This is a genomic window from Knoellia subterranea KCTC 19937 (genome assembly GCF_000768685.1).
GTDB classification, from domain to species: domain Bacteria; phylum Actinomycetota; class Actinomycetes; order Actinomycetales; family Dermatophilaceae; genus Knoellia; species Knoellia subterranea.
On record NZ_AVPK01000004.1, the window covers coordinates 147,995 to 171,613 of the forward strand.

General features: G+C 69.5%; 22 protein-coding genes. 14 read left to right on the plus strand and 8 right to left on the minus strand.

Going from position 1 to position 23,619, the window contains the following annotated elements; genetic code table 11:
- Nucleotides 1-25: 25 nt before the first annotated feature.
- Nucleotides 26-178, minus strand: a complete 153-nt coding sequence (locus N803_RS18290) for a hypothetical protein (RefSeq protein WP_156969706.1) — start codon at nucleotides 176-178, stop codon at nucleotides 26-28.
- 314 nt (nucleotides 179-492) lie between these two features.
- Between N803_RS18290 and N803_RS18295 the strand changes: the two genes are divergently transcribed.
- Nucleotides 493-585: a DUF4396 domain-containing protein gene (locus tag N803_RS18295; protein WP_156969707.1), complete on the plus strand. Its 93-nt coding sequence runs from the start codon at nucleotides 493-495 to the stop codon at nucleotides 583-585.
- Nucleotides 586-599: 14 nt separating this feature from the next.
- Here the strand turns inward: N803_RS18295 and N803_RS08545 are convergent, their stop codons facing one another.
- Nucleotides 600-1,346 carry a hypothetical protein gene (locus tag N803_RS08545; RefSeq protein ID WP_156969708.1) on the minus strand — a complete coding sequence of 249 codons (747 nt, stop codon included), beginning with the start codon at nucleotides 1,344-1,346 and terminating at the stop codon, nucleotides 600-602.
- A 51-nt stretch (nucleotides 1,347-1,397) separates the two neighbouring features.
- Between N803_RS08545 and N803_RS08550 the strand changes: the two genes are divergently transcribed.
- The 7 genes from N803_RS08550 (at nucleotide 1,398) to N803_RS08580 (ending at nucleotide 11,537) form a co-directional block, all read left to right on the plus strand.
- On the plus strand, nucleotides 1,398-2,885 hold the full coding sequence (locus N803_RS08550) for an LLM class flavin-dependent oxidoreductase (RefSeq protein ID WP_035904482.1): 1,488 nt from the start codon (nucleotides 1,398-1,400) through the stop codon (nucleotides 2,883-2,885).
- 182 nt (nucleotides 2,886-3,067) lie between these two features.
- The gene (locus N803_RS08555; protein ID WP_035904485.1) at nucleotides 3,068-4,264 is read left to right on the plus strand and encodes an MFS transporter; all 1,197 of its coding nucleotides are present in this window, start codon (nucleotides 3,068-3,070) and stop codon (nucleotides 4,262-4,264) included.
- A gap of 9 nt (nucleotides 4,265-4,273) precedes the next feature.
- Nucleotides 4,274-7,987, plus strand: coding sequence for a nitrate reductase subunit alpha (locus tag N803_RS08560; RefSeq protein WP_035904219.1), 3,714 nt, complete (start codon nucleotides 4,274-4,276; stop codon nucleotides 7,985-7,987).
- Between the two features lies 1 nt (nucleotide 7,988).
- Complete coding sequence (narH, locus tag N803_RS08565; protein ID WP_035904221.1) at nucleotides 7,989-9,692, plus strand: nitrate reductase subunit beta; 1,704 nt, start codon at nucleotides 7,989-7,991, stop codon at nucleotides 9,690-9,692.
- A complete protein-coding gene (narJ, locus tag N803_RS08570) occupies nucleotides 9,692-10,405 on the plus strand; it encodes a nitrate reductase molybdenum cofactor assembly chaperone (RefSeq protein WP_052112072.1) in 714 nt (237 codons plus the stop codon). The genes narH and narJ overlap by 1 nt, the downstream gene beginning before the upstream one ends.
- The gene (gene narI / locus N803_RS08575; protein WP_035904223.1) at nucleotides 10,405-11,130 is read left to right on the plus strand and encodes a respiratory nitrate reductase subunit gamma; all 726 of its coding nucleotides are present in this window, start codon (nucleotides 10,405-10,407) and stop codon (nucleotides 11,128-11,130) included. Before narJ ends, narI begins: the two co-directional genes overlap by 1 nt.
- Complete coding sequence (locus tag N803_RS08580; protein WP_211253483.1) at nucleotides 11,127-11,537, plus strand: cupin domain-containing protein; 411 nt, start codon at nucleotides 11,127-11,129, stop codon at nucleotides 11,535-11,537. Before narI ends, N803_RS08580 begins: the two co-directional genes overlap by 4 nt.
- 13 nt (nucleotides 11,538-11,550) lie before the next feature.
- On the opposite strand, the gene N803_RS08585 is transcribed toward N803_RS08580, so the two are convergent.
- Nucleotides 11,551-12,777, minus strand: a complete 1,227-nt coding sequence (locus N803_RS08585) for an acetyl-CoA hydrolase/transferase family protein (protein WP_035904224.1) — start codon at nucleotides 12,775-12,777, stop codon at nucleotides 11,551-11,553.
- A 125-nt stretch (nucleotides 12,778-12,902) separates the two neighbouring features.
- Between N803_RS08585 and N803_RS08590 the strand changes: the two genes are divergently transcribed.
- Together N803_RS08590 and N803_RS08595 are read left to right on the plus strand one after the other, a co-directional pair.
- A complete protein-coding gene (locus N803_RS08590) occupies nucleotides 12,903-13,826 on the plus strand; it encodes a universal stress protein (RefSeq protein ID WP_035904225.1) in 924 nt (307 codons plus the stop codon).
- Entirely contained in the window at nucleotides 13,826-14,323 is a 498-nt protein-coding gene (locus N803_RS08595; protein WP_035904226.1) for a pyridoxamine 5'-phosphate oxidase family protein, read from the plus strand. Before N803_RS08590 ends, N803_RS08595 begins: the two co-directional genes overlap by 1 nt.
- On the opposite strand, the gene N803_RS08600 is transcribed toward N803_RS08595, so the two are convergent.
- The 3 genes from N803_RS08600 to N803_RS08610 all read right to left on the minus strand — a co-directional run bounded on the left by N803_RS08600 (nucleotide 14,286) and on the right by N803_RS08610 (nucleotide 17,682).
- Nucleotides 14,286-14,951, minus strand: a complete 666-nt coding sequence (locus tag N803_RS08600; protein WP_052112105.1) for a response regulator — start codon at nucleotides 14,949-14,951, stop codon at nucleotides 14,286-14,288. The two genes, N803_RS08595 and N803_RS08600, sit on opposite strands and share 38 nt — an antisense overlap.
- Before the next feature lie 23 nt (nucleotides 14,952-14,974).
- Nucleotides 14,975-15,982 carry a universal stress protein gene (locus N803_RS08605; protein WP_035904227.1) on the minus strand — a complete coding sequence of 336 codons (1,008 nt, stop codon included), beginning with the start codon at nucleotides 15,980-15,982 and terminating at the stop codon, nucleotides 14,975-14,977.
- 62 nt (nucleotides 15,983-16,044) lie between these two features.
- Nucleotides 16,045-17,682 (minus strand): GAF domain-containing sensor histidine kinase, encoded by a 1,638-nt coding sequence (locus tag N803_RS08610; protein ID WP_156969709.1) that lies wholly within the window; start codon nucleotides 17,680-17,682, stop codon nucleotides 16,045-16,047.
- A 31-nt stretch (nucleotides 17,683-17,713) separates the two neighbouring features.
- Here N803_RS08610 and N803_RS08615 point away from each other — a divergent pair, with 31 nt between their 5' ends.
- Nucleotides 17,714-18,388: a DUF2461 domain-containing protein gene (locus tag N803_RS08615; RefSeq protein ID WP_035904493.1), complete on the plus strand. Its 675-nt coding sequence runs from the start codon at nucleotides 17,714-17,716 to the stop codon at nucleotides 18,386-18,388.
- The gene (locus N803_RS08620) at nucleotides 18,388-18,795 is read left to right on the plus strand and encodes an MmcQ/YjbR family DNA-binding protein (RefSeq protein WP_035904229.1); all 408 of its coding nucleotides are present in this window, start codon (nucleotides 18,388-18,390) and stop codon (nucleotides 18,793-18,795) included. The genes N803_RS08615 and N803_RS08620 overlap by 1 nt, the downstream gene beginning before the upstream one ends.
- A gap of 1 nt (nucleotide 18,796) precedes the next feature.
- On the opposite strand, the gene kynA is transcribed toward N803_RS08620, so the two are convergent.
- Both kynA and N803_RS08630 read right to left on the minus strand, forming a co-directional pair.
- Nucleotides 18,797-19,702 (minus strand): tryptophan 2,3-dioxygenase, encoded by a 906-nt coding sequence (kynA, locus tag N803_RS08625; protein WP_052112073.1) that lies wholly within the window; start codon nucleotides 19,700-19,702, stop codon nucleotides 18,797-18,799.
- 87 nt (nucleotides 19,703-19,789) lie between these two features.
- On the minus strand, nucleotides 19,790-20,986 hold the full coding sequence (locus N803_RS08630; RefSeq protein WP_035904499.1) for a thiolase family protein: 1,197 nt from the start codon (nucleotides 20,984-20,986) through the stop codon (nucleotides 19,790-19,792).
- A 91-nt stretch (nucleotides 20,987-21,077) separates the two neighbouring features.
- On the opposite strand from N803_RS08630, the gene N803_RS08635 reads away from it, so the two are divergent.
- Both N803_RS08635 and N803_RS08640 read left to right on the plus strand, forming a co-directional pair.
- Complete coding sequence (locus tag N803_RS08635) at nucleotides 21,078-22,856, plus strand: ABC transporter ATP-binding protein (protein WP_035904231.1); 1,779 nt, start codon at nucleotides 21,078-21,080, stop codon at nucleotides 22,854-22,856.
- Between the two features lie 35 nt (nucleotides 22,857-22,891).
- Entirely contained in the window at nucleotides 22,892-23,581 is a 690-nt protein-coding gene (locus N803_RS08640; protein WP_035904232.1) for a sirohydrochlorin chelatase, read from the plus strand.
- The last annotated feature ends 38 nt before the right edge of the window (nucleotides 23,582-23,619 follow it).

Sequence of the window (23,619 nt, forward strand, 5' to 3'; positions counted from 1 at the left end):
GAGGCCCACTCCGGTGCCCACGATCTCAGCGAACGTTGCGGGCGGCCTGAACCCGGGCGCGAACCCGGCGAATGACGTGGAGTGAGGATCCGGGACGCTCGTGCGGCTCGGAGAACTGACCGTAGCGGGCGAGCATCTCCGCGCGGACCGCTTCGGGGGTGATGAACGAGGTGTTCATGGCTGGTCCTTTCCGTGACCGTTGGGTTGACCTGTGGTGGTCGGTGCCAGCTCCTGCTGACCTCCACAACAGTCGTCGGATGAGGTAGGCGGTCACATCGGGCAGGTGTCGTATTTCCCGCGGGCCGCTACCTCAGACGCGGTCGCCCGGCTACCTCAGGCGCGCTGCGCGACAACCGAGTGGGTATGCCGTCCGCCCGCCTCCGATGTCTCGCGCACCCCAGCTCTTGCCTCGCAATAAATACCCCCCTAGGGTATGCTGTTGGACTCGTAGCCGGAACTCTCGCAGCACAATTCGATGCACAGGAGCGCACGATGAACTCTCGCAACGCCATGGCAGCCAGTGCGACGCTGCACTGCCTCACCGGGTGTGCCATCGGTGAGATCGCCGCCAACCTGATCGAGTAGTCACGACCGCCTGGTCAGTCCAGGGTGACCGTCAGGGCCGAGTGGTCGGTGAGCCCATCGACCCTCGGCTCGTGCACCAGTTCGGACGCCTCGACCACGAGATCTGGTGTGGCAAAGGCGTGGTCGTAGCGGCAACCCACTCCTGAGTGGTCCATCCACGACATCTGCGCGTCGTCGTGGTGGGCCCGGAACGCATCGACGAGCCCGTGCCGCTCCGAGAGGTCGTGGTACATCGCCGTCTCCTCCGTCAGCACGTACTTCAGCACGTCGTCATGCACCGGGTCGACGAGGTTGAGGTCGCCGAGGACGATCCCGCGCTCGCCGCGCGAAACCCATTGGGAGACAACCTTTTCGTATGCCGTGAGCCACTGGCGCTTTCGCTCGCGTTGCGCCTTGCTCGCGTACCGAACCGGATCGCTCGCCACCCCGTAGGTCGCCAGCACACGGATGGGCTCGACGTGCGAATCCTCCTGCCAGAGAACGGAATCCACCCGACCGGGAAGCAACGATGGTGGATCGATGGTGGCCTCGTCCAAGGTGCCCACCCGGGCCACCGTCATGACGCCCAGCTCCGAGCGATCGGTGACCCGAATGGCGAAGCCAGCTGCCCGGCATACCGAAAGGAGAAGGTTCGATCCCTCGCCGCGACCGACCTCGGTGAGCACCCAGAGGTCCTCCTCGCGCGGCCACAGCCAGTGCAGCAGCGACTCGGCCCGGGCCCGGGGCGGGTTGGAGACGTTGAGCGTCAGCAACGAGGTCACAGCGGCCATTGTCGCCGCCGGACCGTCGTGGGTGCGTGCCAGACTGGCCGCATGCCCGACTACGGTCACGAGCTCGAGTTCGGGGTCTTCCCGACGCCCGATGCCTCCCGGCACCACGCGGTCCTCGAACTCGCGCAACTCGCCGACGTCGTCGGCCTCGAGCACGTGAGCGTGCAGGACCACCCCTACCAGCGCAGCTTCCTCGACACGTGGACCCTGCTGTCCGTCATCGGTGCCCGGACGAGTCAGGTCCGGGTCTCCACCAACGTCGTGAGCCTCCCGCTGCGGCCGCCCGTGGTGCTCGCGAAGTCGGCCGCCAGCCTCGACGTCCTCACGGGTGGCCGCGTCGAGCTCGGCCTCGGTGCCGGCGCGTTCTGGGACCCGATCGTCGCGGCGGGCGGTTTGCGACGCACGCCCGGGGAGGCAGTCGATGCGCTTGTCGAGGCGATCGGCATCCTGCGCAGCTTCTGGGCGGGAGAGCCGGGGAGGTTCGACGGTGAGCACTACTCCAACAAAGGCCTCAAGCCCGGGCCCGTCCCCGCCCACGACATCCCCATCTGGATCGGAGCCCTCAAACCCCGCATGCTCGGCGTCACCGGACGCCTGGCGGACGGCTGGATCCCGAGCATGGGCTATGCCCCACCCGAGGCCCTGCCCGACATGAATGCCCGCATTGACGACGCAGCTGCCAAAGCGGGACGGGCGCCGCAGGACATCCGCCGGCTCTACAACATCAACGGGCGATTCGGTTCCGGCTCAGGGCTGCTCGAAGGTTCGCCGAAGGACTGGGCGGAGCAGCTGACCGACATCGCGGTGGGTATCGGGATGAGCACCTTCATCCTCGCGACCGATGACCCGGCGACCCTGCAGACGTTCGCCGAGGAGGTCGCGCCACTGACCCGCGAGCTCGTCGCGGCTGAGCGCGAGGGTGGGGGTTCGTCCGCGGAAGGCCGGGCCAGCGCGTCGGTGCCGGCGTCCACGGAGCCGGCGGGGTCCACGGAAACCGCTGGGGCACAGCCGGACTCGCGCTTCACGCCCCAGCAACTCGCCATTCCCGCCCACCTCGTCGAGGTCCACGACTACCTGCGTGCCGAGCTGGACCAGGTTCGCGACATCGTCCGACAGGTCCGCGAGGGCCACACGACGGTGGGTTCTGCCCGCTCGGCCATCAACACGATGACGATGCGACAGAACAACTGGACCCTCGGCGCGTACTGCGAGTCCTACTGCCGGATCGTCACGGGTCACCACACCAACGAGGACCGAGCGATGTTCCCGCACCTGCTGCGCGCCGACCCGAGGCTCGAACCCGTCGTCACCCGCCTGCATGCCGAGCACGAGGTCATCGCCGGTCTCCTCGACGACCTCGACCGGGCCCTTGTCGCCCTCGTCGGCGACCCTGCGTACGGCTCCGAGGGGCAGCGTTCCCTCGACGCCCTCGGGGACGCGCTCGACGAGCTCACCGAGTCCCTGCTGTCCCATCTCTCCTACGAGGAGGAGGCGCTCCATGACGCCCTCGCGAACCACGGCTTCGGCTGAGTAGAGGAGAGCCCGCCCGCCGAAAGCCGGGCCCTTGGTCCCTGTTGGGTCGCGGACCGCACCGGCACGCTTCGGTGAGGAGCCGGCGTACGCCAACTCCTTCACCTGCAGTGACGGAATGCGATAGGACAGAGATGGCACCACGCAGCGGGATACACATGACGACTCCGAAGGAGGAGGCCATGGCGGAGGATATTCGCTCCGTCGGTTCGGCGGCCCGTGCCCTCGTGCTCGCGACGGTCGGCTTCGCCGTCAACTTCTGGGCGTGGGCGCTGCTCAGCCCGCTCGGGCCCAGGTTCAAGGAGCTTCTCGAACTCAGCTTCGGCCAGCAGGCGCTCCTCGTCGCGGTGCCGGTCATTGTCGGCTCGCTCGGCCGCATCCCCGTTGGCGCCCTGACCGACCGGTTCGGCGGGCGGGTGATGTTCCCGCTGCTGTCGCTCGCGACGATCGTGCCGGTGCTCTACCTCGGACTTTCAGGCCAGTACTCCCTCGCTGGCCTGCTCGTCGGCGGGTTCTTCCTCGGCCTCGGTGGCACGGTCTTCGCCGTCGGTGTCCCGCTCGTCAACGCATGGTTCCCGCCGGAGCGGCGCGGCCTCGCCATCGGCATCTTCGGGGCCGGCATGGGCGGCACCGCGATCAGCGCCCTGACGACCGTTCGCTTCGTCACCGGGCTCGGCGACAAGGCACCGTTCCTCATCACGGCCGCTGCTCTGGCTCTGTATGCCGGTGTCGCCTGGCTCCTCCTGCGGGATGCGCCCGGTCGGGTGGTTCCGTCCACGTCCGTTGTGAGTCGCCTCAGTGCCGCGGCTCGCCTGCCGATCGCGTGGCAGGCGTGCGTTCTGTATGCCGTGGCGTTCGGTGGGTATGTCGCGTTCTCGGTCTACCTCCCGGCGTACCTCAAGACGGCCTATGGACTCGAACAGGTCGACGCGGCCAACCGCATGGCCGGGTTCGTCGTCGTCGCCGTCCTCATGCGGCCGGTCGGCGGCTGGCTGTCGGACCGGTTCGGCGCGATTGCCGTCCTCACGGGTGTGTTCGCCGTCGTCGCTGCCGGCGCGACTCTGCAGTCGGCGACGCCCGGGCTCATGCCACTCGGGACGGTCGCCTTCCTCGCGATGGCCGCGGCCCTCGGCGCGGGCAGCGGCGCGGTGTTCGCCCTCGTCGCGCGGACAGCCCCGGCGTCCCAGGTCGGCTCGGTCACCGGGCTCGTCGGTGCCGCCGGCGGCCTGGGTGGCTTCGTCCCGCCACTCGTCATGAGCGCTGTGCACGGACGCACCGGGTCCTACGGGCTCGGCCTCCTGCTGCTCGCCCTCGTGTCCCTGGGCTGCCTCGTCCTCACCGTCACCATCGTCCGTCGCACCACGAGCGCAAGGAGCTGACACCGCACCATGAGCATCGACACCCCCGGGCTGGATGGCCCCCTGGCAGACGCGCTGGTCGGGACGAGGCGGTTCTTCACTCGGGCGGAGGTGTCGCAGGACAAGCGGTCGATCCATGCCACGGGTGGGCGCTCCGGCGACGCCTTCTACCGCGACCGGTGGAGTCACGACAAGGTCGTGCGCTCGACCCACGGCGTGAACTGCACCGGTTCCTGTTCGTGGAAGGTCTACGTCAAGGACGGGATCATCACGTGGGAGGCGCAGCAGACGGACTACCCGAGCCCGGGCGCGGACCGGCCCGACTATGAGCCCCGCGGCTGCCCTCGAGGGGCGGCGTTCTCGTGGTACACGTACTCGCCGACTCGGGTGCGCTACCCCTACGTCCGTGGGGTGCTCCTTGACCTCTTCCGTGCCGCGAAGCTGGAGCACGGAGGCGACCCCGTCCTCGCGTGGGGGTCGATCGTCACCGACGCCGAGAAGGCCCGTCGATACAAGTCCGCCCGGGGCAAGGGTGGACTCGTGCGTGCCTCGTGGGAGGAGGTCGTCGAGATCGTCGCCGCGGCCCACGTGTGGACGATCAAGGAGCTCGGGCCGGACCGCATCGCGGGCTTCTCGCCGATCCCCGCGATGTCACCGGTGTCCTACGCCTCCGGCGCCCGCTTCCTCGAGCTCGTCGGAGCTCCGATGCTCTCGTTCTACGACTGGTACGCCGACCTCCCCAACGCGTCGCCACAGATGTTCGGCGACCAGACCGACGTGCCGGAGTCCGGGGACTGGTGGGACGCGGCATACCTCATCATGTGGGGCTCGAACGTGCCGCTGACCCGCACGCCGGACGCCCACTGGATGACGGAGGCGCGCTACCGCGGGCAGAAGGTCATCGCGGTGGCGCCCGACTACGCCGAGAACGTCAAGTTCGCCGACGAGTGGGTCACGCTCGGCCCCGGCACCGACGGCGCGCTCGCGATGGCAATGGGTCACGTCATCCTCAAGGAGTTCTTCGTCGACCAGGACGTCCCCTTCTTCGTCGACTACAACAAGCACTACACGGACCTGCCGAACCTCGTCAGCCTCGTGCCGGGCGAGGCCGAGGGCACCTGGCGCGCCGGCAAGTACCTCGTCGCCGGCGACGTCGAGGGTGCGCCCGAGTCCGACTCCGAGCACGCCATGTGGAAGCCGCTCGTCCTCGACGCCGCGACCGGCGAGCTCGCCGTCCCGCGCGGCTCGATCGGCGACCGCTACGGCGACGAAGGCCTGGGGCGGTGGAACCTGCAGCTCGGCGATCTCGACCCGATGCTCACGGTGTGGGAGAGCCGCGACGACGTCGTCGAGGTCGAGCTGCCACGGTTCGACGGCGCCGACGGCAAGGTCGCCCACGAGCGTCGTGGCGTGCCGGTCCGCCGTGTGGGCGACCGGCTCGTGACGACCGTCCTCGACCTCCTGCTCGCGCAGTACGGCGTGCGGCGCGACGGGCTGCCCGGCGTGTGGCCGACTGGCTACGACGACCCGTCCGTGCCGGCGACCCCGGCGTGGCAGGAGCAGCACACCGGCGTCCCCGCGGCCCAGGTCGAGCGGCTCGCCCGTGAGTGGGCGCAGAACGCCATCGACACCCAGGGTCGCGGCATGATCCTCCTCGGCGCCGGGACGAACCACTGGTTCCACAGCGACCAGATCTACCGGGCGATCCTGCTGCTCACGACGATCACCGGATGCCAGGGCCGCAACGGGGGAGGGTGGGCGCACTACGTCGGGCAGGAGAAGGTCCGCCCGCTCATGGGCTTCCAGCACATGGCCTTCGCGCTCGACTGGCACCGTCCGCCGCGCCACATGAACCAGACCGCCTACTGGTACGTCCACACGAGCCAATACCGCTACGACACGTTCTCGGCCGACGACCTCGACGCCGGGACGGGTATCTTCGCCGGCAAGAGTGTCATGGACCTGCTCGCCCAGTCGGTGCGGCTCGGCTGGACGCCGAGCTACCCCACGTTCGACCGCAGCTCGCTCGACCTCGCCGATGACGCGGAGGCCGCCGGGATGGAGGTTCCGGAGTACGTCGCGCAGGAGCTCAAGGAGGGCCGACTCCGCTTCGCGGTCGAGGACCCGGAGTCGGGCACGAACCACCCGCGGGTCCTGTCGCTTTGGCGCTCCAACCTCCTTGGCAGTTCGGCCAAGGGCAACGAGTACTTCCTGCGGCACCTCCTCGGCACCGACAGTGCGGCGACCGCGGTGGAGGCACCACCGGAGCAGCGGCCCTCGACGGTGGCGTGGGCCGACGAGGCACTCCACGGCAAGCTCGACCTGCTCACGACGATCGACTTCCGCATGACGAGTTCGACAATCCTCTCGGACGTCGTGCTCCCGGCAGCGACCTGGTACGAGAAGCACGACCTGTCCACGACCGACATGCACCCGTTCATCCACTCCTTCAACCCGGCGATCAGTCCGCCGTGGCAGACGAAGTCGGACTGGGACACGTGGAAGGCCGTCGCGGCGAAGTTCAGCGAACTCGCCGTCGACCACCTCGGCACCCGCCGTGACGTCATCGCCAAGCCGCTGTGGCACGACACCCCGGAGGCGATGGCGACCGTCCACGGCGAGGTCAAGGACTGGCGGGCCGGAGAGTGCGAGCCCGTGCCCGGGAAGACCATGCCCGTCATCGCCGTGGCCGAGCGCGACTACACGGCCGTCTTCGACAAGATGACGAGCATCGGACCGCTCCTCGAGAAGGTCGGCATGCTCACCAAGGGCGTCGCCTACGACGTCAAGCGCGAGGTCGAGATCCTCCGGCAGCGCAACGGCGTCCAACGAGGCGGAGCCGGTGACGGCCAGCCGAAAGTCGACACGGACATCCGGATGGCCGACGCGATGATCCACCTCGCCGGCGTCTCGAACGGCCACCTCGCGACCCAGGGGTTCCGCTTCCTCGAGAAGCGAACGGGGACCCAGCTGGCCGACCTCGCCGCCGAGCACGAGGGCAAGCAGATCACCTTCGCCGACACCCAGGTCGCGCCCGTCCCGGTCATCACCTCACCGGAGTGGTCCGGCTCCGAGTCCGGAGGCCGGCGCTACAGCCCGTTCACCATCAACATCGAGCGGCACAAGCCGTTCCACACCCTCACCGGGCGCCAGCAGTTCTACGTCGACCACGACTGGTTCCTCGGGATGGGGGAGGCGCTCCCCGTCTACCGTCCGCCGCTCAACATGACGCAGTTGTTCGGGGAGAAGGCCATCGGCGAGCTCGAGGACGACGGCGAGCACGGCGTCGCGGTCTCCGTCCGCTACCTCACCCCGCACAACAAGTGGTCGATCCACAGCGAGTACCAGGACAATCTCTTCATGCTCTCGCTCTCGCGCGGTGGCCAGTCGGTGTGGATGTCGGATCGCGACGCGGCCAAGGTCGGGATCCGGGACAACGACTGGATCGAGATGGTCAACCGCAACGGCGTCGTCGCCGCCCGGGCCATCGTGAGCCACCGTATGCCCGAGGGCACCGTGTACATGCACCACGCCCAGGACCGGCTCATCGACGTGCCCCTCACCGAGCGGGACCGGAAGCGGGGCGGCATACACAACTCCCTGACGCGCATCCTCCTCAAGCCGAACCACATCGTCGGCGGGTACGCCCAGCTCGCCTACTTCTTCAACTACATCGGGCCGATCGGCAACAACCGCGACGAGGTCACGATGATCCGTCGCCGGACGACGAAGGTGGAGTACTGAGATGCGCCCCATGGCCCAGATGGCGATGGTCATGAACCTCGACAAGTGCATCGGGTGCCACACGTGCTCGGTGACCTGCAAGCAGGCGTGGACGAACCGCTCCGGCATGGAGTACGTCTGGTTCAACAACGTCGAGACGCGGCCCGGCCTCGGCTACCCGCGCACCTACGAGGACCAGGACACGTGGCAGGGCGGGTGGGTCCGCAAGGGCAACGGTCGGCTCACCCTGCGGTCGGGTGGCCGGTGGAAGAAGCTCGCCACCATCTTCAGCAACCCCAAGCTCCCCGGCATCGAGGACTACTACGAGCCGTGGACCTACGACTACGAGACGCTGCTCAACAGCCCTGCGACCCAGACGTTCCCGGTCGCCACCCCGAAGTCCCTCATCACCGGCAAGGACATCAACATCCGGTGGTCGGCGAACTGGGACGACGACCTCGGCGGCAGCCTCGAGCACGCCACGAGGGACCCGATGCTCAAGGGCATCGAGGACAAGGTGAAGTTCGAGTTCGAGCAGACCTTCATGTTCTACCTGCCACGGATCTGCGAGCACTGCCTCAACCCGTCCTGCGCGGCGTCCTGCCCGAGCGGCGCGATCTACAAGCGGTCCGAAGACGGCATCGTTCTCGTCGACCAGGACAAGTGCCGTGGCTGGCGCATGTGCGTCTCGGGGTGCCCTTACAAGAAGATCTACTTCAACCACCGCACCGGCAAGGCCGAGAAGTGCACCTTCTGCTACCCGCGCATCGAGGTTGGCATCCCGACCGTCTGTTCCGAGACGTGCGTCGGCCGACTGCGCTACCTCGGTCTCGTCCTCTACGACGCCGACCGGGTGCTCGAGGCCGCCAGTGTGGAGAACGACCACGACCTCTACGAGGCCCAGCGCTCGATCCTCCTCGACCCCGACGACCCAGAGGTACGTCGCGAAGCCGAGCGGGCCGGCATACCGGCCGACTGGATCGAGGCGGCGCGGCGGTCACCGGTGCACAAGCTCATCAACACCTACAAGGTGGCGCTGCCGCTGCACCCGGAGTACCGCACCATGCCGATGGTCTGGTACATCCCGCCGCTCTCACCCGTCGTCGACGTCATCAAGGACACCGGGCACGACGCAGAGGACCGCCACAACCTCTTCGCGGCGATCGACACGTTGCGCATCCCCGTCGAGTACCTGGCGAACCTCTTCACCGCCGGCGACACCGCGCCCGTCGACTCCGTCCTCCGCAAGCTCGCGGCCATGCGCTCCTACATGCGCGACATCAACCTCGGCCGCGACCCCGACGACTCGATCCCGGAGTCCGTCGGCATGGACGGCGAGTCGCTCTACGAGATGTTCCGGCTGCTCGCGCTCGCGAAGTACGACGAGCGTTACGTCATCCCGACCGCCCACGTCGAGCAGGCCCACGCCCTCGAGGAGCTCGCGACGGAGTGCGCCCTCGACTACGACGGCGGGCCCGGGATGATGGGTGAGTCGGGGCCGTTCGGCGAGGGCTCGGGCGAGCTCACGCCGGTGGCGGTCGAGAACTTCCAGATGCTCAAGCAGCGCCAGACCGCGGACTCGATGAGTGGGGCCAGAAGTGCCGAGAGCGGTGGCGAGGACTCGGGCAGGGGGCGGCTGCGTGGTCGCCTCAACTTGCTCAACTGGGACGGGAAGGGCTCTCCCACAGGGCTTTTCCCGAAGCGCAGTCCCGAGGAGGACGAGTGATGTTCGCCCGTCGGCGGTCCCCGCGCCGCCACGATGACGCCTCGCTCGCGACGGCCTGGCAGGTCGTGTCGCTGCTGCTCGACTACCCGACCGAGGAGCTCGTGGAGCGTCGGTCGCTCCTCGAGGCCGCCGCCGCGCCGTTGCCCGCGGAGGTGAGAGATCCGGTATGCCGGTTCCTCGCCGTCCTGGGGTCGGCGGACCTGGGTGCCCTGCAGAGGGAGTACGTCGAGACGTTCGACACGACACGTCGCTGCTGCCTCTACCTCACCTACTTCGCGCACGGTGACACCCGCAAGCGCGGTCTCGCGCTGCTCGAGTTCAAGCAGGCCTACCGGCGCGCCGGGGTGGAGCTCACCGCCGACGAGCTGCCGGACCACCTCTGCGTGGTGTTGGAGTTCGGCGCGACGGCGGACCGTGCGGTGGCGCAGCGGCTGCTCGATGACCACCGCGCCGGTGTGGAGATGCTGCGCCTCGCCCTGGCGGACCGGCAGTCCCCGTGGCACGACGTCGTGCTCGCTCTCGTCGCGACACTGCCCGAGCTCGAGAGCGACGACGCCGACGCCGTCGCTGCGCTCATCGCGAAGGGTCCACCGTCCGAGGACGTCGGCATCGACACCCAGCCCTACGCCCTCGATCCACGTCTGGCCGAACCCCCGGCGCGGTCGAACGCCCCAGTCGCCCTCGGCACCACCATCCCCGTAGGAGCTCCCTGATGGACACCTTTCTCTGGGTGGTCTTCCCCTACATCTGCCTCGCGGTGTTCGTGGTCGGCCACTACTGGCGCTGGACCTACGACAAGTTCGGCTGGACGACCCGCTCGTCCCAGCTCTACGAGAACCGCCTGCTCCGCTGGGGAAGCCCGCTCTTCCACTTCGGGATGCTCGGCGTCATCGGCGGGCACGTCATCGGGCTCATCATCCCGAAGTCGTGGACCGAGGCCGTCGGTGTGAGCCAGGAGCTCTACCACTTCCTCGCCGTCTCCCTCGGCGGAGTCGCCGGGCTGGCGACGGTCGTCGGTCTGGCGATCCTCGTCTACCGGCGCCGAACGGTCGGGCCGGTCTTCATGGCGACGACGCGCATGGACAAGACGATGTACGCCCTCCTCGCGGCCGTCATCCTCCTCGGACTCTGGAACACCGTCGCGAGCAGCATCTTCGGCCACTACGACTACCGCGAGGGTGTCTCGCCGTGGTTCCGCAGCATCTTCACGCTGCAGCCCGACGCGAGCCTCATCGCGGACGCGCCCATCGGCTTCCGGCTCCACGCCCTCCTGGCGTTCGCGCTCTTCGCGCTGTGGCCGTTCACCCGACTGGTCCACGTGTTCTCCGCCCCCATCGGATATCTCACCCGCCCCTACATCGTCTATCGCAGTCGCGACGAGGCCCGCGAGGGCAGCAGAGCACCCCAGCGTGGCTGGGAGAAAGCAGGACGGCCATGACCGAACAGACCAACCACGCCAACCACGCCGACCACCAGGATCGCGCCGACCGCGCCGACCGCGCCGACCACCCGGCCGACCACGAGACCGTCGACCTCGTCGCCGCCGGGGCTTCCCTCCTGGAGGCGGCCCGCTCTCAGGCGAACGGGCACGCGTCGACGCTCGTCGTCGGAGGCACGGCGCAGCGCGCGGTCCTCATGGCCCTCACCGCAGGGTCCGCGCTCGGCGAGCACGACTCCCCGCCGGCCGCGACCTTCCAGGTCGTGACCGGGAGTGCCCGCCTGTATGCCGTGGACGGGCCGTCGTGGACCGTGCGGACCGGCGAGGTGGTCGCCATTCCGTCGGCGCGGCACGGGGTGGAGGCGCTCGAGGACTGCGTCATCCTGCTCACCGTCGCCCTCGCCTGACGCAGTCAACGCATCAGGCGAGGCCCAACGCGCGGGCCTCCTCGTGCAGCTCGGCACGCACCCGTGGGTGGGCGGTCTGCTCGATGAGGTCTCGCGCCTGGCTCTCCTGGTCGCGTCCGAAGAGGTCGGCCACTCCCTGCTCCGTGATGACGGCGCTCGGTTGGAACGACGTCACCGGCTCGTCGAGGAGGGGCACGATCGACGACACATCGGCCCTCGGGTGCCAGCTGCGCAGCGCGAGCATCGCCTGCCCACCGGGGGAGTGGAGGGCCCCGACGATGAAGTCGGTCTGGCCGCCGTAGCCGGAGTGGATCCGGCCGTTGATCCGTGACGCGTTGGCCTGTCCGTAGAGGTCGACCTCGAGCGCGGTGTTGATGCTCGTCATCGCGGGATTCTGGGCGATGAGGCCGGGAGAGTTGACCACCTCGGTCCGGGCCATGGTGATGCCCGGGTTGCCGTCGACGACGTCGTAGAGCTCCCTCGAGCCGAAGCAGAACGACGCGGTGATCCGACGCTCGCGGTCAAGTGCCCCGGCCCGGTCGAGGGTGAGCAGTCCGTCCGAGAACATCTCGCTCCAGATGCCGAGCCCGCGCCGGCTCGTGAGCCCACCGACCGCGGCGTCGGGGATGGCGCCGATGCCCATCTGCAGCGTCGCACCATCGCCGATCCGGTCCGAGACCCGTTCTGCCACAGCGAGACTCGCGTCGTCGGGAGGCACGGCCTGATGTTCGGCGAGCGGCACGTCGATGTCGACGACGAGGTCGATGAGCTCCGCGTCGAGCTGGCTGTCACCGAACGTGTAGGGCATCGCGTCGTTGCGCACCGCCACGACGAGCCCACCCCTCGCGTGACATGCCTCGATCGCCGCCGGCAGCACGTTGACCTCCGTGCCGAGGCTGAGCCGCCCATCCCGCTCGGGGGCGCAGTGGACGATGACGACGTCGGGTGGCATCGGACCCGCGAACAGCACAGGCACCATGGACAGCCGGGACGGGACGTAGGACAGCGCGGAGTGGTGACGCATTCCCACCCCGACGAAAGACGTCTCGGCCACCACGCCGGGGCGATCCGGTATGCCGTGTCCCGCGTTGAGTGCCCAGATCCGGTATTCGGGGACGGCTGAGTCGAGGGCCGCGACCGCGGCCCACGGGGTGGCCGCGTTGCCGCTGACGACGACTCTGGGTTGCGGAGGGAGTTTGGCGAGGGCGGTGGCGAGTCCGTCGAGGGAGACCTGGCGCATGGCACCACCGTGCCGCGCAGAAGGGTTGCAGGACAAGGCCCTTGGTCCCTGTTCGGAGCGCGTTGGGGTTGCGACTGTGGAACCAGGAGCTGGCCGTCAGGGCCGGCGGACACCAAGGAGCAGTCATGAGCACGAATGCATCCCCGGCCCGGGTGGTTGTCGCGGTCGACGGCACGAGCAGCGGGGCTGCCGTGGAGTGGGCGACCCGGCTCGCCTCGGAGCGCGGTCGCACGCTGCACCTCGTCCACGTCCGCGTGCCGTTCGTCAGCCAGATCAGCGGGGCGCCCGTCCAGCTCCTCGACGACGGACTTGGCGAGGCCATCCTGCGCGAGTCGGTCGAGCATGTTCGTGAGCTTCAGCCGGGACTCACCGTGACCATGGAGCTCGGGGACTCCCCCATCGCCCCGGTCATCGTCGAGGCCTCACGCGACGCGGAGCTCGTCGTCGTCGGCGCACGAGGCCGCGGTCCGATCAGCAGTGCCCTGCTCGGCTCGACGTCGGTCGATGTCGCGGCCCACGCCCACGCACCCGTCGTCGTCGTCCGTTCCAACGCCACCGACACCGCCACCGCCACCGCAGTCGACGCAGCCGCGGAGGCGTCGACGGCCCGCAATGGCGTGGTCGTCGGCAGTGATGGGTCCGCGGTCTCCGAGGCCGCGATCGGCGTCGCTTTCGCCGAGGCGGACGCGCGCGGCGTGCCGCTCACGGTGGTCCACACGTGGGCCCTCGACATCGCCGAGTCGGCGTGGGTCTCGCCCGGCTACGACCAGGTGCAGAAGCAGATCCGGGAGACGGAGGCGGCGCTTGCGGCGGAGACGGTGGCTGGGTGGACGGAGAAGTACCCCGATGTCCACGTCCGCACTGTCGTCCGGCACGGCCACCCGGTCGAGACCATCGCGGGACTCTCCCTGGACGCGGAGCTCGTCGTCGTGGGCAGCCGCGGTCGTGGCGGCTTCTCGGGACTGCTCCTGGGGTCAGTCAGCCAAGGCGTCCTGCACCACGCGCACTGCCCCGTCATGGTGGTGCGCCCGGAGGATGGGGCGTCGTGATGGGCACGCCGAGAGCAGCCGGTGAGTCCGCCCGGGAGCAGGGGACTCGGGAGTACCCGACTCGGGAACTCCCGGCCGTCGACCACAGTGGTCTCGAGGTCCTCGACTTCGACGTGGCTCTCGACCGGCTCCGAGCCGTCCCGATCGGACGCTTCGCCTTCGTCCACAGCGGCGAGGTGCTCGTCCTGCCGGTCCAGCACGTCGTCCACGGTGTCGACGTCTGCTTCCGAACGGCCGGCGACGCCAAGATCGAGGTTGCCCGTGACCACGGCCGGGTCGCCTACGAGGTCGACGCCTTCGACCCGGCGACCCGGACCGGGTGGAGCGTTCTCGTCCAGGGCACTGCCGAGATCGTGCGCGACCCCGACGAGACGCGCGACCTCGACGACCTGGCGCCCGCGCCGTGGCTCGGCTCGCTCGCCACGGAGCGCGAGTGGGTGCGGCTGCGGCCGCACGCCATCACCGGTCGTGAGGTGGCTGCGCCGAGTGGTTCGTGACCGGGTGGTTCGTGACCCAGACCGCCGCTTGGGTGCGTCGCTCCATCCCGAGCTTGGCGAGAACCGAGGTGACGTAGTTCTTCACCGTCTTCTCGGCGAGGTGGAGTGAGTCGCCGATCTGGCGGTTCGTCATCCCCTCGCCGATGAAGGTGAGGATGCGGCGCTCCTGGGGGGTGAGCGTCGCGAGCCGGGGGTCCGCCGTCTCGGAGTGGCCCCACTGGCGGCGAAGGCGGGCGACGTGCTCGGGGTCGAGCAGTGACTCGCCTCGTGACACTCGACGAATCGCGTCGACGAGGTCGGTGCCGCGCACGTCCTTGAGGACGTACCCCGCGGCACCCGCTGCGACGGCTGCGGTGAGGGCCTGCTCGTCGTCGAAGGACGTGAGGATGAGCCCCTCGATGTCCTCGTCGCGAGAGCGCACGTCACGGCAGACGTCGATCCCGGACCCGTCCGGGAGCCTGGCGTCGAGGACCATGACGTGCGGGCGCAGGGCCGGGATCCGTCGTGCGGCCTCGGCGGCCGAGCCGGACTCGCCGACGAACTCGATGTCGGCTTCGGTCTCGAGCATCTCGCGCAGCCCTCGCCTCACGACCTCGTGGTCGTCGAGGAGGAAGAGCCGGATCGTCATGGCACCAGCGTAGCCACGCTCGGTCACTGGAGTGCTCCGCGGCGCATCACCGCGACGGGGCAGCGACTCGCGCCGACGACGCCGAGCGTGACGGACCCCAGCATGAGCCCGGGGAAACCCCCGACCCCCCGACTTCCGAGCACGAGGACCGACGCCTCGGCCGAGCTGTCGATGAGGGCCCGTGTGGGGTCGGCCCGTTGCACCCGGGTCGTGACCTCGAGCCCGGGGTGCCGCCGACGGATCGTCGCTGCGGCGCGCACGACGTTGGCGTGCGCCCGGGCGAGCTCCTCGACGCGCACCGTCGTGCGCAGCGTTGGGGAGGAGGGCAGCTCGTCGGACCACGGTTCGCCCTCTGGCGACTGCCAGGCAGCGAACACGACGATGGGAACCTCCCTGGAGCGGGCGAACCCGGCCGCGAGGTCAAGTGTGTCCTCGGCCCGTGAGCCGTCGACCCCGACGACGACCGGTGCCGGCGCTGAGAGGGAGGGGGGCGCCGCGTCCACGGGCCGACCGCCGCGGGCGAGGTCGACGGACCGAACGCCCTCGGTCGCATCACCGGCCGCAGCCTCGGGCAGGTCGACTGGCACGACGACGACGGGGCACCGTGCGTGCACGGTGGCCGCGAGCGACACGGCACCCAGGCCGCCGGAACCCTCGCGTCCCACGACGACAAGCTCTGCGCCGACCGAACGGGCGACGAGCTCGGCCCCGGGTGTCCCGACCTCACCGACGGCAGTCACGCGCACGTCGACCGCGTCGCCGTCGAGCTGCGCGCGAGCGTTCTGCACGGCGCGCAGCGCCACGGAGCGGCAGAGGGCACGGAGCTCGACAGGGCTGGGAGCGACGCTCACCGCGCGAGGCGGTTCCGCGGCATACACGACCTGCAGGGGCGCATCGAGGGACGCGGCCTCGCGCAGGGCCCACGAGGCCACCTGCCCACCCGATGGCGTGCCGTCGACACCCACGACGATCGGCTTGGGAGGCCGGCTCGGTTCGATGGATGACTGCTGGGTGGAGGTGGCTGTGCTCACCTGCCCAGCCTGCGCTCGCGCAGGCCGCCGAGGGCAGTGACGAAGGTCCTCTCGTTGCGGGGTCAGGAGCGGGGGAGCAGGGGCACGACCCAGCGGACCCGGGTCCCGCCGCCCTGGCCGGCCTCGGCCGTGAACCTTCCGCCACGCGTGGTCGCCCGCCGTGCGAGGTTGTCGAGTCCGGAGCGCGGCACCTGGGCGTCCAGCCCGCGCCCGTTGTCGGCGACCGTGACCCGGACGTTCTCGTCGACGACGATCTCGACCTCGACCCGGTCGGCGCCAGCATGGCGGGCCGCGTTGCTCAAGCCCTCGCGGACGACGGCGAGGAGGTCCGCGGCGAGCGCGGACTCGATGTCGGAGGTCGACCCCTGGACGGTCAGTGTCGGCGCGAATCCCAGCGTCACCGCTGCGGCGTCACACACGGCCGAGATCTCGGCGGTGAGGTGACGCGAGTCCTGCACCCGGTTGAGCGCGAAGATCGTGTGCCGGATGTCCTTGATCACGGCGTCGATCTCGTCGACCGTGACGTCGACCCGTTCACGGAGCGTCTCGTCGGTGAGCTGGCGAGCCACGGACTGCAGCGACATCCCGGCGGCGAAGAGCCGCTGGATGACGTGGTCGTGCATGTCCCGGGCGATCCGGTCGCGGTCCTCGAGCAGCTCGATACGCGCGCGCTCCTGCTGGCTGAGCGCCGCCGCGAGCCCGACGCCGATGCGCTGGCCGAACTCGGCCAGCCGGTGGATGTCGGCGGGTCCCGTGACACCGGTGAGCGCGAGGATCCCGCGCGGGTCACGGTTCGTGCCGAGCCTGACCACGTGCGTGGAGTCGTCCTCGGCGACACCGCTTGGCCCGACGAGCGCGGCACGCCAGAGGGCGTCGTCGACGGCGTCGCCCACCCTGTGCGGGACTGTCCCCTGCGCGGCCGAGACGACGAGCGATCCGCCGTCGTGGCTCGCGACGACGGCTCCGGTGGCCCGGGTGAGGGACCGGGTGCGGTGCGCCACCTCCCCGAGAACCTCGTCCGTGGGGCGGCCCTCGAGCAGCCCCGACACGAGGTCGCGGGTCGCTGCACCCCACTCCTGGTCGGCGACGCTGCGCTCGTAGAGGCGGGCGTTCTCGATGGCCACACCGGCAGCGGACGCCAAGGCGATGAGGATCGCCTCGTCATCGCGGGTGAACGAGTCTGCGCCGACCTTGTCGGTGAGGTAGACGTTGCCGAACACTTGGCCACGGATGCGGATCGGCGCGCCCATGAAGCTCGTCATCGGTGGATGGTTCGGCGGGAAACCGTACGAGTCGGGGTGCTCCCCGATCCGCTCGACGCGCAGGGGAGTCGGGCTCGCGATGATGACGCCGAGGAGCCCGCGCCCGTGCGGTTCGGGTCCGATGGCGGCCCGCTGCTCGTCAGTGATGCCGTGCGTCACGAATTCGACGAGCTCCTCGCCGGCCGGCCCCAGCACGCCCAGCGCTCCGTAGGTCGCGTCGACAAGGGCGCACGCCGACTCGACGATGCGTCGCAGCACCGCGGCGAGCTCGAGGTCGGACGACACGGCCACCACGGCGTCGAGCAGCGCGGACATGCGCACCTGGGCGAGGCGCGCGTTGCCCGCGCGGGCCCGCAGCTCGTCGAGGAGGTCGTCGAGCTCGAGCGCGGAGGGATGGGCGATGTCGCCCATCCCGCTGGAGGTCGGTCCTGTCGGCACCCTCGGATCGTATTGCGCCACACTGGATTGCATGGCAGGTCACGTCGCAATCCCGCAGGTCGATGGCATCCCGCTCGATGCTGTCGCCTTCTATCGCGAACTCGCGGAGTCGAACTCACGTGAGTGGTGGGCCGCCAACAAGGACCGGTATGCCGTGTCCGTCCAGGAGCCCATGGCGCACCTTGGCGACGTGCTCACCGATGAGTTCGGCGAGCCCAAGCTTTTCCGGCCGAACCGGGACGTCCGGTTCAGCAAGGACAAGTCGCCCTACAAGGACCACCAGGGGCTCTTCGTGCCGACGTCCGCGCGGATGGGGTGGTACGTCCAGATCGGTCCGGACGGGCTGCGCACCGCCGGTGGCTTCTATGCCTCGGAGTCCGACCAGGTCGCCCGCTACCGCGCCAGTGTGCAGGACGACGTGGCCGGTGCGCTCCTCGTGAACATCGTGGATGCCTTGTTGGACAACGGTTTCGACATCGGAGGCGACGTCCTCGCGACGCGACCACGCGGCATACCCGAGGATCATCCGCGACTGGAGCTGCTGCGACACCGGACCCTGACAGCGGCACGGGACCACGGGACGCCCGACTGGCTCGAGACCGAGGAGGCGCACGAGCGGGTGCGGGCCGACTGGGACGCGATGCGACCGCTCATCGAGTGGTGCGACCAGTACGTCGGGGCCAGCGAGAAGCCGGGCCGGCGCTGATGGCACCCCGGACGCGGCGGGCGCGGGCGAGTGACGTCGACGAGATCGCGGCAGCGCTGCCCGAGACCGAGCTCGGCATCTCGTGGGGCGACCGCCCGACGTGGAAGGTGCGGGGCAAGGGTTTCCTGCTCTATCGCATGCCGCACAAGACGGCAGTCGACCCGGACACCGGCGAGATGTGGGACGACCTCCTTGTCGTCTTCATGCCCGACATGGGAGCGAAGCAGGCCCTCGTCGAGGCGGACAACCCGTTCTTCACGATCCACCACTTCCGGAGCAATCCGGGCGTCCTCGTCCGGCTGTCCCGGCTCGGCGAGATCGGCCGGGACGAGCTCGAGGAGATCATCACCGAGGCGTGGGCCGGCAAGGCTCCGAAGAGGCTCGTTCGGGAGCACTTCGGGGAGTGACTCAGGGCGCGGGGGTGCCGATCGCCGTGCGGACCGAGAACAGCTCGGGGAAGAAGGTCAGCTCGAGCGCGCGCTGGAGGAAGCCGACACCGCTGGACCCGCCCGTGCCGGTCTTCATGCCGATGGTGCGCTGGACGGTCTTGAGGTGGCGGAAGCGCCACAGCTGGAAGTTGTCCTCGAGGTCGACGAGCTCCTCGCACGCCTCGTAGACGTCCCAGTGGTTCTCGGCGTCCTCGTAGATACCGGTGAGCACCTGGACGAGCCCTTCGTTCGGGACGTGCGCGACGCTCACGTCGCGGTCGAGGATCTCCTGCGGCACGGCATACCCGCGGCGGGCGAGGTAGCGCAGGAACTCGTCGTAGATGCTCGGCGCCTCGAGGAGCTCGGTGAGGAGCGCGTGGGCGTCGGGGTCGGCCTCGTGGACCTTGAGCATCCCGCGGTGCTTGTTGCCGAGCATGAACTCGACGGCCCGGTACTGCCACGACTGGAAGCCGGACGCGTGGCCGAGGAAGCCGCGGAACTGCGAGTACTCCGTCGGGGTGAGGGTCGCAAGGACGGACCACTGGTCGGTGAGGGTGCGCTGGATGTGCTTGACCCGGGCGATGCGCTTGAGCGCGATCCGCATCTCGTCCTGCGCGAGCAGCTCTGCGGCAGAACGGAGTTCGTGCAGGACGAGCTTGAGCCAGAGCTCCGACGTCTGGTGCTGGATGATGAAGAGCAGCTCGTCGTGGTGTTCGGGGTCGCTCACCGGGTGCTGGGCGCTGAGGAGCTCGTCGAGCGAGAGGTAGGAGCCGTAGCTCATCTCCCGGGCGAAGTCCGTGTGGATGCCCTCTTCGATGGCCCGGGTGTTGCCCTGAGTCGTTGAACTGCCCTGGGTTGCTGCATTGCCTGGAGCGGTCTCACTCATGCAGCCACCCTAGAACCCTCCGACTGATTGCGACTTCGCACATGAGGAGGGCAGCGACGAGCTGTGCGAAGTCGCAATCAGTCGAGATCAAATCCTGCGGAAGAGGGCGGCGAGGGCCTGACCGCCACCGATGCACATCGTCACGACGCCCGTCTCGAGGTCGCGACGGTGCAGGTCCTTGGCGACGCGCAGCGACAGGATCGCGCCCGTGGCACCGACCGGGTGGCCGAGGGCGATGGCCCCGCCGTAGGGGTTGACCTTCTCCGGGTCGAGCTTCGCATCACGCACGACGGCAACCGCCTGCGCCGCGAACGCCTCGTTGACCTCGAACGTGTCGATGTCGTTCGGCCCGAGACCGGTCTGCTCGAAGAGCTTCTCCAGCGCGATGACCGGCGCGTAGCCCATGAGTTCGGGCTCCATCGCACCGGTCGTCACGGCCTCGAGCGTGACGAGCCCCGTGAGGCCACGCTCGGCAGCGACCGACTCGCGCGCCAGGACCACCGCTGCCGCACCGTCGTTGATGCCGGAGGCGTTGCCGGCCGTGACCGTGCCCTCCTTGGCGAACGCCGGACGCAGCCCGGCGAGGATCTCGAGGGTGGTGTCGGGCTTGGGGTGCTCGTCCTCCGTCGCCGTGAACGGCTTGCGCCCGCCGACTTCGACCGGGGTGATCTCCTCCGCGAAGGCCGCCCGCCCCTTCTCACTCGTCGCGAGTTGCTGGCTGCGCAGCGCGAACTCGTCCTGCTGCTCTCGACTCACGCCGTACTTCGCCGCGACGTTCTCGGCCGTCACGCCCATGTGGATGCCGTGGAACGGGTCGGTGAGCATCATGACCGTGCCGTCGACGAGCTCACGGTTGCCCAAGCGGTAGCCCGCGCGGGCACCGAAGTCGTAGAACGGCATACGCGTCATCGATTCGTCACCACCGGCGAGGGCGAGGTCGACGCCGCCCCAGCGCATCTGCATCGCGGCCGACCAGATCGCCTGGAGTCCCGATCCGCACAGACGATTGACCGTGTATGCCGGTGCCGACTTCGGGAGTCCGGCTGCCAGTGCCACGCGGCGCGCGTTGTAGGCGTCCGGCCCGACCTGACCGATGCAGCCCATGACGACCTCGTCGATGTCCTCGGCGGCGACGCCCGCGCGGGTCAGGGCCTCACGGGCGGCGGTCGCGCCCAGTTCGTGCGCGGGCACGTCCTTGAACATGCCGCCGAAGCTGCCGATCGGGGTGCGGGCCCCATCGACGAGGACAATCTTCTCTGCACTGTCGCTGCTCACTGCCGTCATGCGGTCCATCGTAGGAAGCGCTCCGCGCGGGCAACAGGCCGTACGGGTGTGACCTGTGGCGGACTGGCGGCGGCCACCTAGGGTTCTCGACGTGACCCGTACTGCCACGCCTGACCAACCGCTGCGCGCCCTGTGGAGCCGGCACCGCCGCTATCGCGGGCGACTCATCGCCGCCGTGACGATGTCGACCATCAACAAGGTCGCCGACGTCATCCCGGAGTTGCTCATCGGCGCCGCGGTCGACGTCGTGGTCCGGGGCGACGACTCGTTCGTCGGGTCACTGCTGGGGATCGAGTCGCGCTACTCCCAGCTCGGGTGGCTCGCCGCGTTCAACTTCGTCGTGTGGGTCATCGAGTCGGCGTCGCAGTACGTCGCTGACGTGCTCTGGCGCGGATTGTCGCAGGGTGTGGAGCACGACCTGCGCGTGGAGGCGTACGACCATGCACAGCACCTCGACATGGGCTGGCACGAGGGCCGGGCGAGCGGCACCACTCTTGCCACGCTCAACGACGACGTGAACCAACTGGAGCGCTTCCTCGACGTCGGTGCTGCGGCCATCCTCCAGACCGCGCTCAACGTCCTCCTCGTCGGTGCGGTCTTTGCCGCGGCGAGCTGGCAACTGTTCCTCTTGGCGTTCCTGCCGATCCCCGTCGTCATCGCTGGCTCGCTGTTCTTTCAGCGGCGACTCGAACCGCTCTATGCGCGCGTGCGCGAGACCGTGGCGGACCTGTCCGGGGCGCTGAGCGCCAACCTCGCCGGCATCTCGACGATCAAGGCCTTCACCGCCGAGTCACGGGAGCGGGACCGGATCGCGGCGCTGTCCACGGCCTATCGACAGGCCAACGTCGATGCCATCCGGCAGAGCGCCGCCTTCGTCCCGCTGGTGCGGATGGCGATCCTCGCCGGCTTCACGTGCACCCTCCTCTTCGGCGGTTGGGCGACGCTGCGCGGTGACCTGGAGATCGGGCTCTACTCCGTGCTCGTCTTCATGACCCAGCGCCTGCTCTGGCCACTCACCGAGGTCGCGACCGTGCTCGACCTCTATCAGCGCGGACGGGCGTCGGCGAGCCGGATCCTGCGACTGCTCGACGAGCCGGTCACGGTCCCGGCCGGCACCGAGGCGCTGGCACGCCCCGTGCGCGGGGCGGTGGAACTGCGCGGTGTGGTGGCTGGCTATGGCGAGGGGCCGGCCGTGCTCCACGGCATCGACATGGTCATCCCGGCCGGCGAGACCCACGCCATCGTGGGGTCCACGGGTTCGGGCAAGTCCACCTTGCTCCGGCACGTCCTCCGGTTCGACGACCCACGTGACGGGGCGGTTCTGCTGGACGGGCGGGACGTGCGCGAGCTCGACTGGGACTCGCTGCGCGGCTCGCTCGGCTACGTCGCGCAGGACGTCTACATCTTCTCCGGGTCGATCGCGGACAACATCGCCTACGGCCGGCCGGATGCCTCGCGTGCCGAGATCCGTGAGGCCGCAGTGGCTGCCGCGGCGGCGGACTTCATCGATGCACTGCCCGAGGGTTTCGACTCCCCGCTCGGAGAGCGTGGGGTCAACCTGTCGGGAGGTCAGCGCCAGCGGATCGCGCTCGCCAGGGCGCTCCTGCGCGACCCGGCCGTCCTCGTTCTCGACGAGGCCACGAGCGCTGTCGACAACGAGACCGAGGCGGCCATCCAGGCGTCGCTCCGCCGGGCCACGATCGATCGGACCGCCATCGTCGTCGCCCACCGGCTCTCGACCGTGCGGCACGCCCATCGCATCTGGGTGCTCGAGGGCGGTGATGTCGTCGAGGCCGGCACCCACGACGAACTGCTGGCGGTCGGCGGCAACTACGCCGGACTCTGGAAGGTCCAGACCGGCGAACTCTGACGCCTGCCGGTGTGCGCCTGTGCTGCACTAGCGGCATGGAGCACACCGCGGTCGTCCTTGTCGCCCACGGCACACGCGACGAGCGTGGCGCAGAGACGGTGAGGAGCCTGGCCCGCCGAGTGGCCGAAGCCCTTCCCGGACAGGAGGTGGCGCTCGCCTACGTCGACGTGCAGGAGCCGTTCGTCGGTGCCGTGCTCGACGACATCATGACGAGGCACACGTCCGTGGTCGTCGTCCCATTGCTCCTGAGTCGTGGTTTCCATGTTGACGTCGACATCGCCGATGCCGTGGCCGGGCACCCGGGCTCGCGTGCAGTGCCTCCACTCGGGCCCGACCCGCTGCTCGCCGAGCTACTAGCTGAGCGACTCAGGGCCGCGAAGGTGCCTGAAGGAGCCCATGTCGTGCTCGCCGCCGCCGGGTCGAGTCGACCGGTCGCTGCCGACGACGTCGAGACCGTCGCGCTCCAGCTCGGGCAGCTCTGCGACGGGCCGGTGATGGTGGCCTACGCCGCGGGCACGCAGCCGACCGTGGCCGATGCAGTGGCAGCGGCGCGATCAGCCGGGGCCGAACACGTGATGGTGGCGGCCTACCTCCTGGCCGAGGGCTTCTTCCACGACCGGCTCTCCGACGCCGGCGCCGACCTCGTCACGGCTCCGTTGGCTGCGGGTGACGATGGTCAGGACGCCCTGCTCGAGGTCATCCTCGCGCGCCTCACCCAGCACTGACCCGACCTATTGCGCGACTGATGGTGACTTCGCACAGT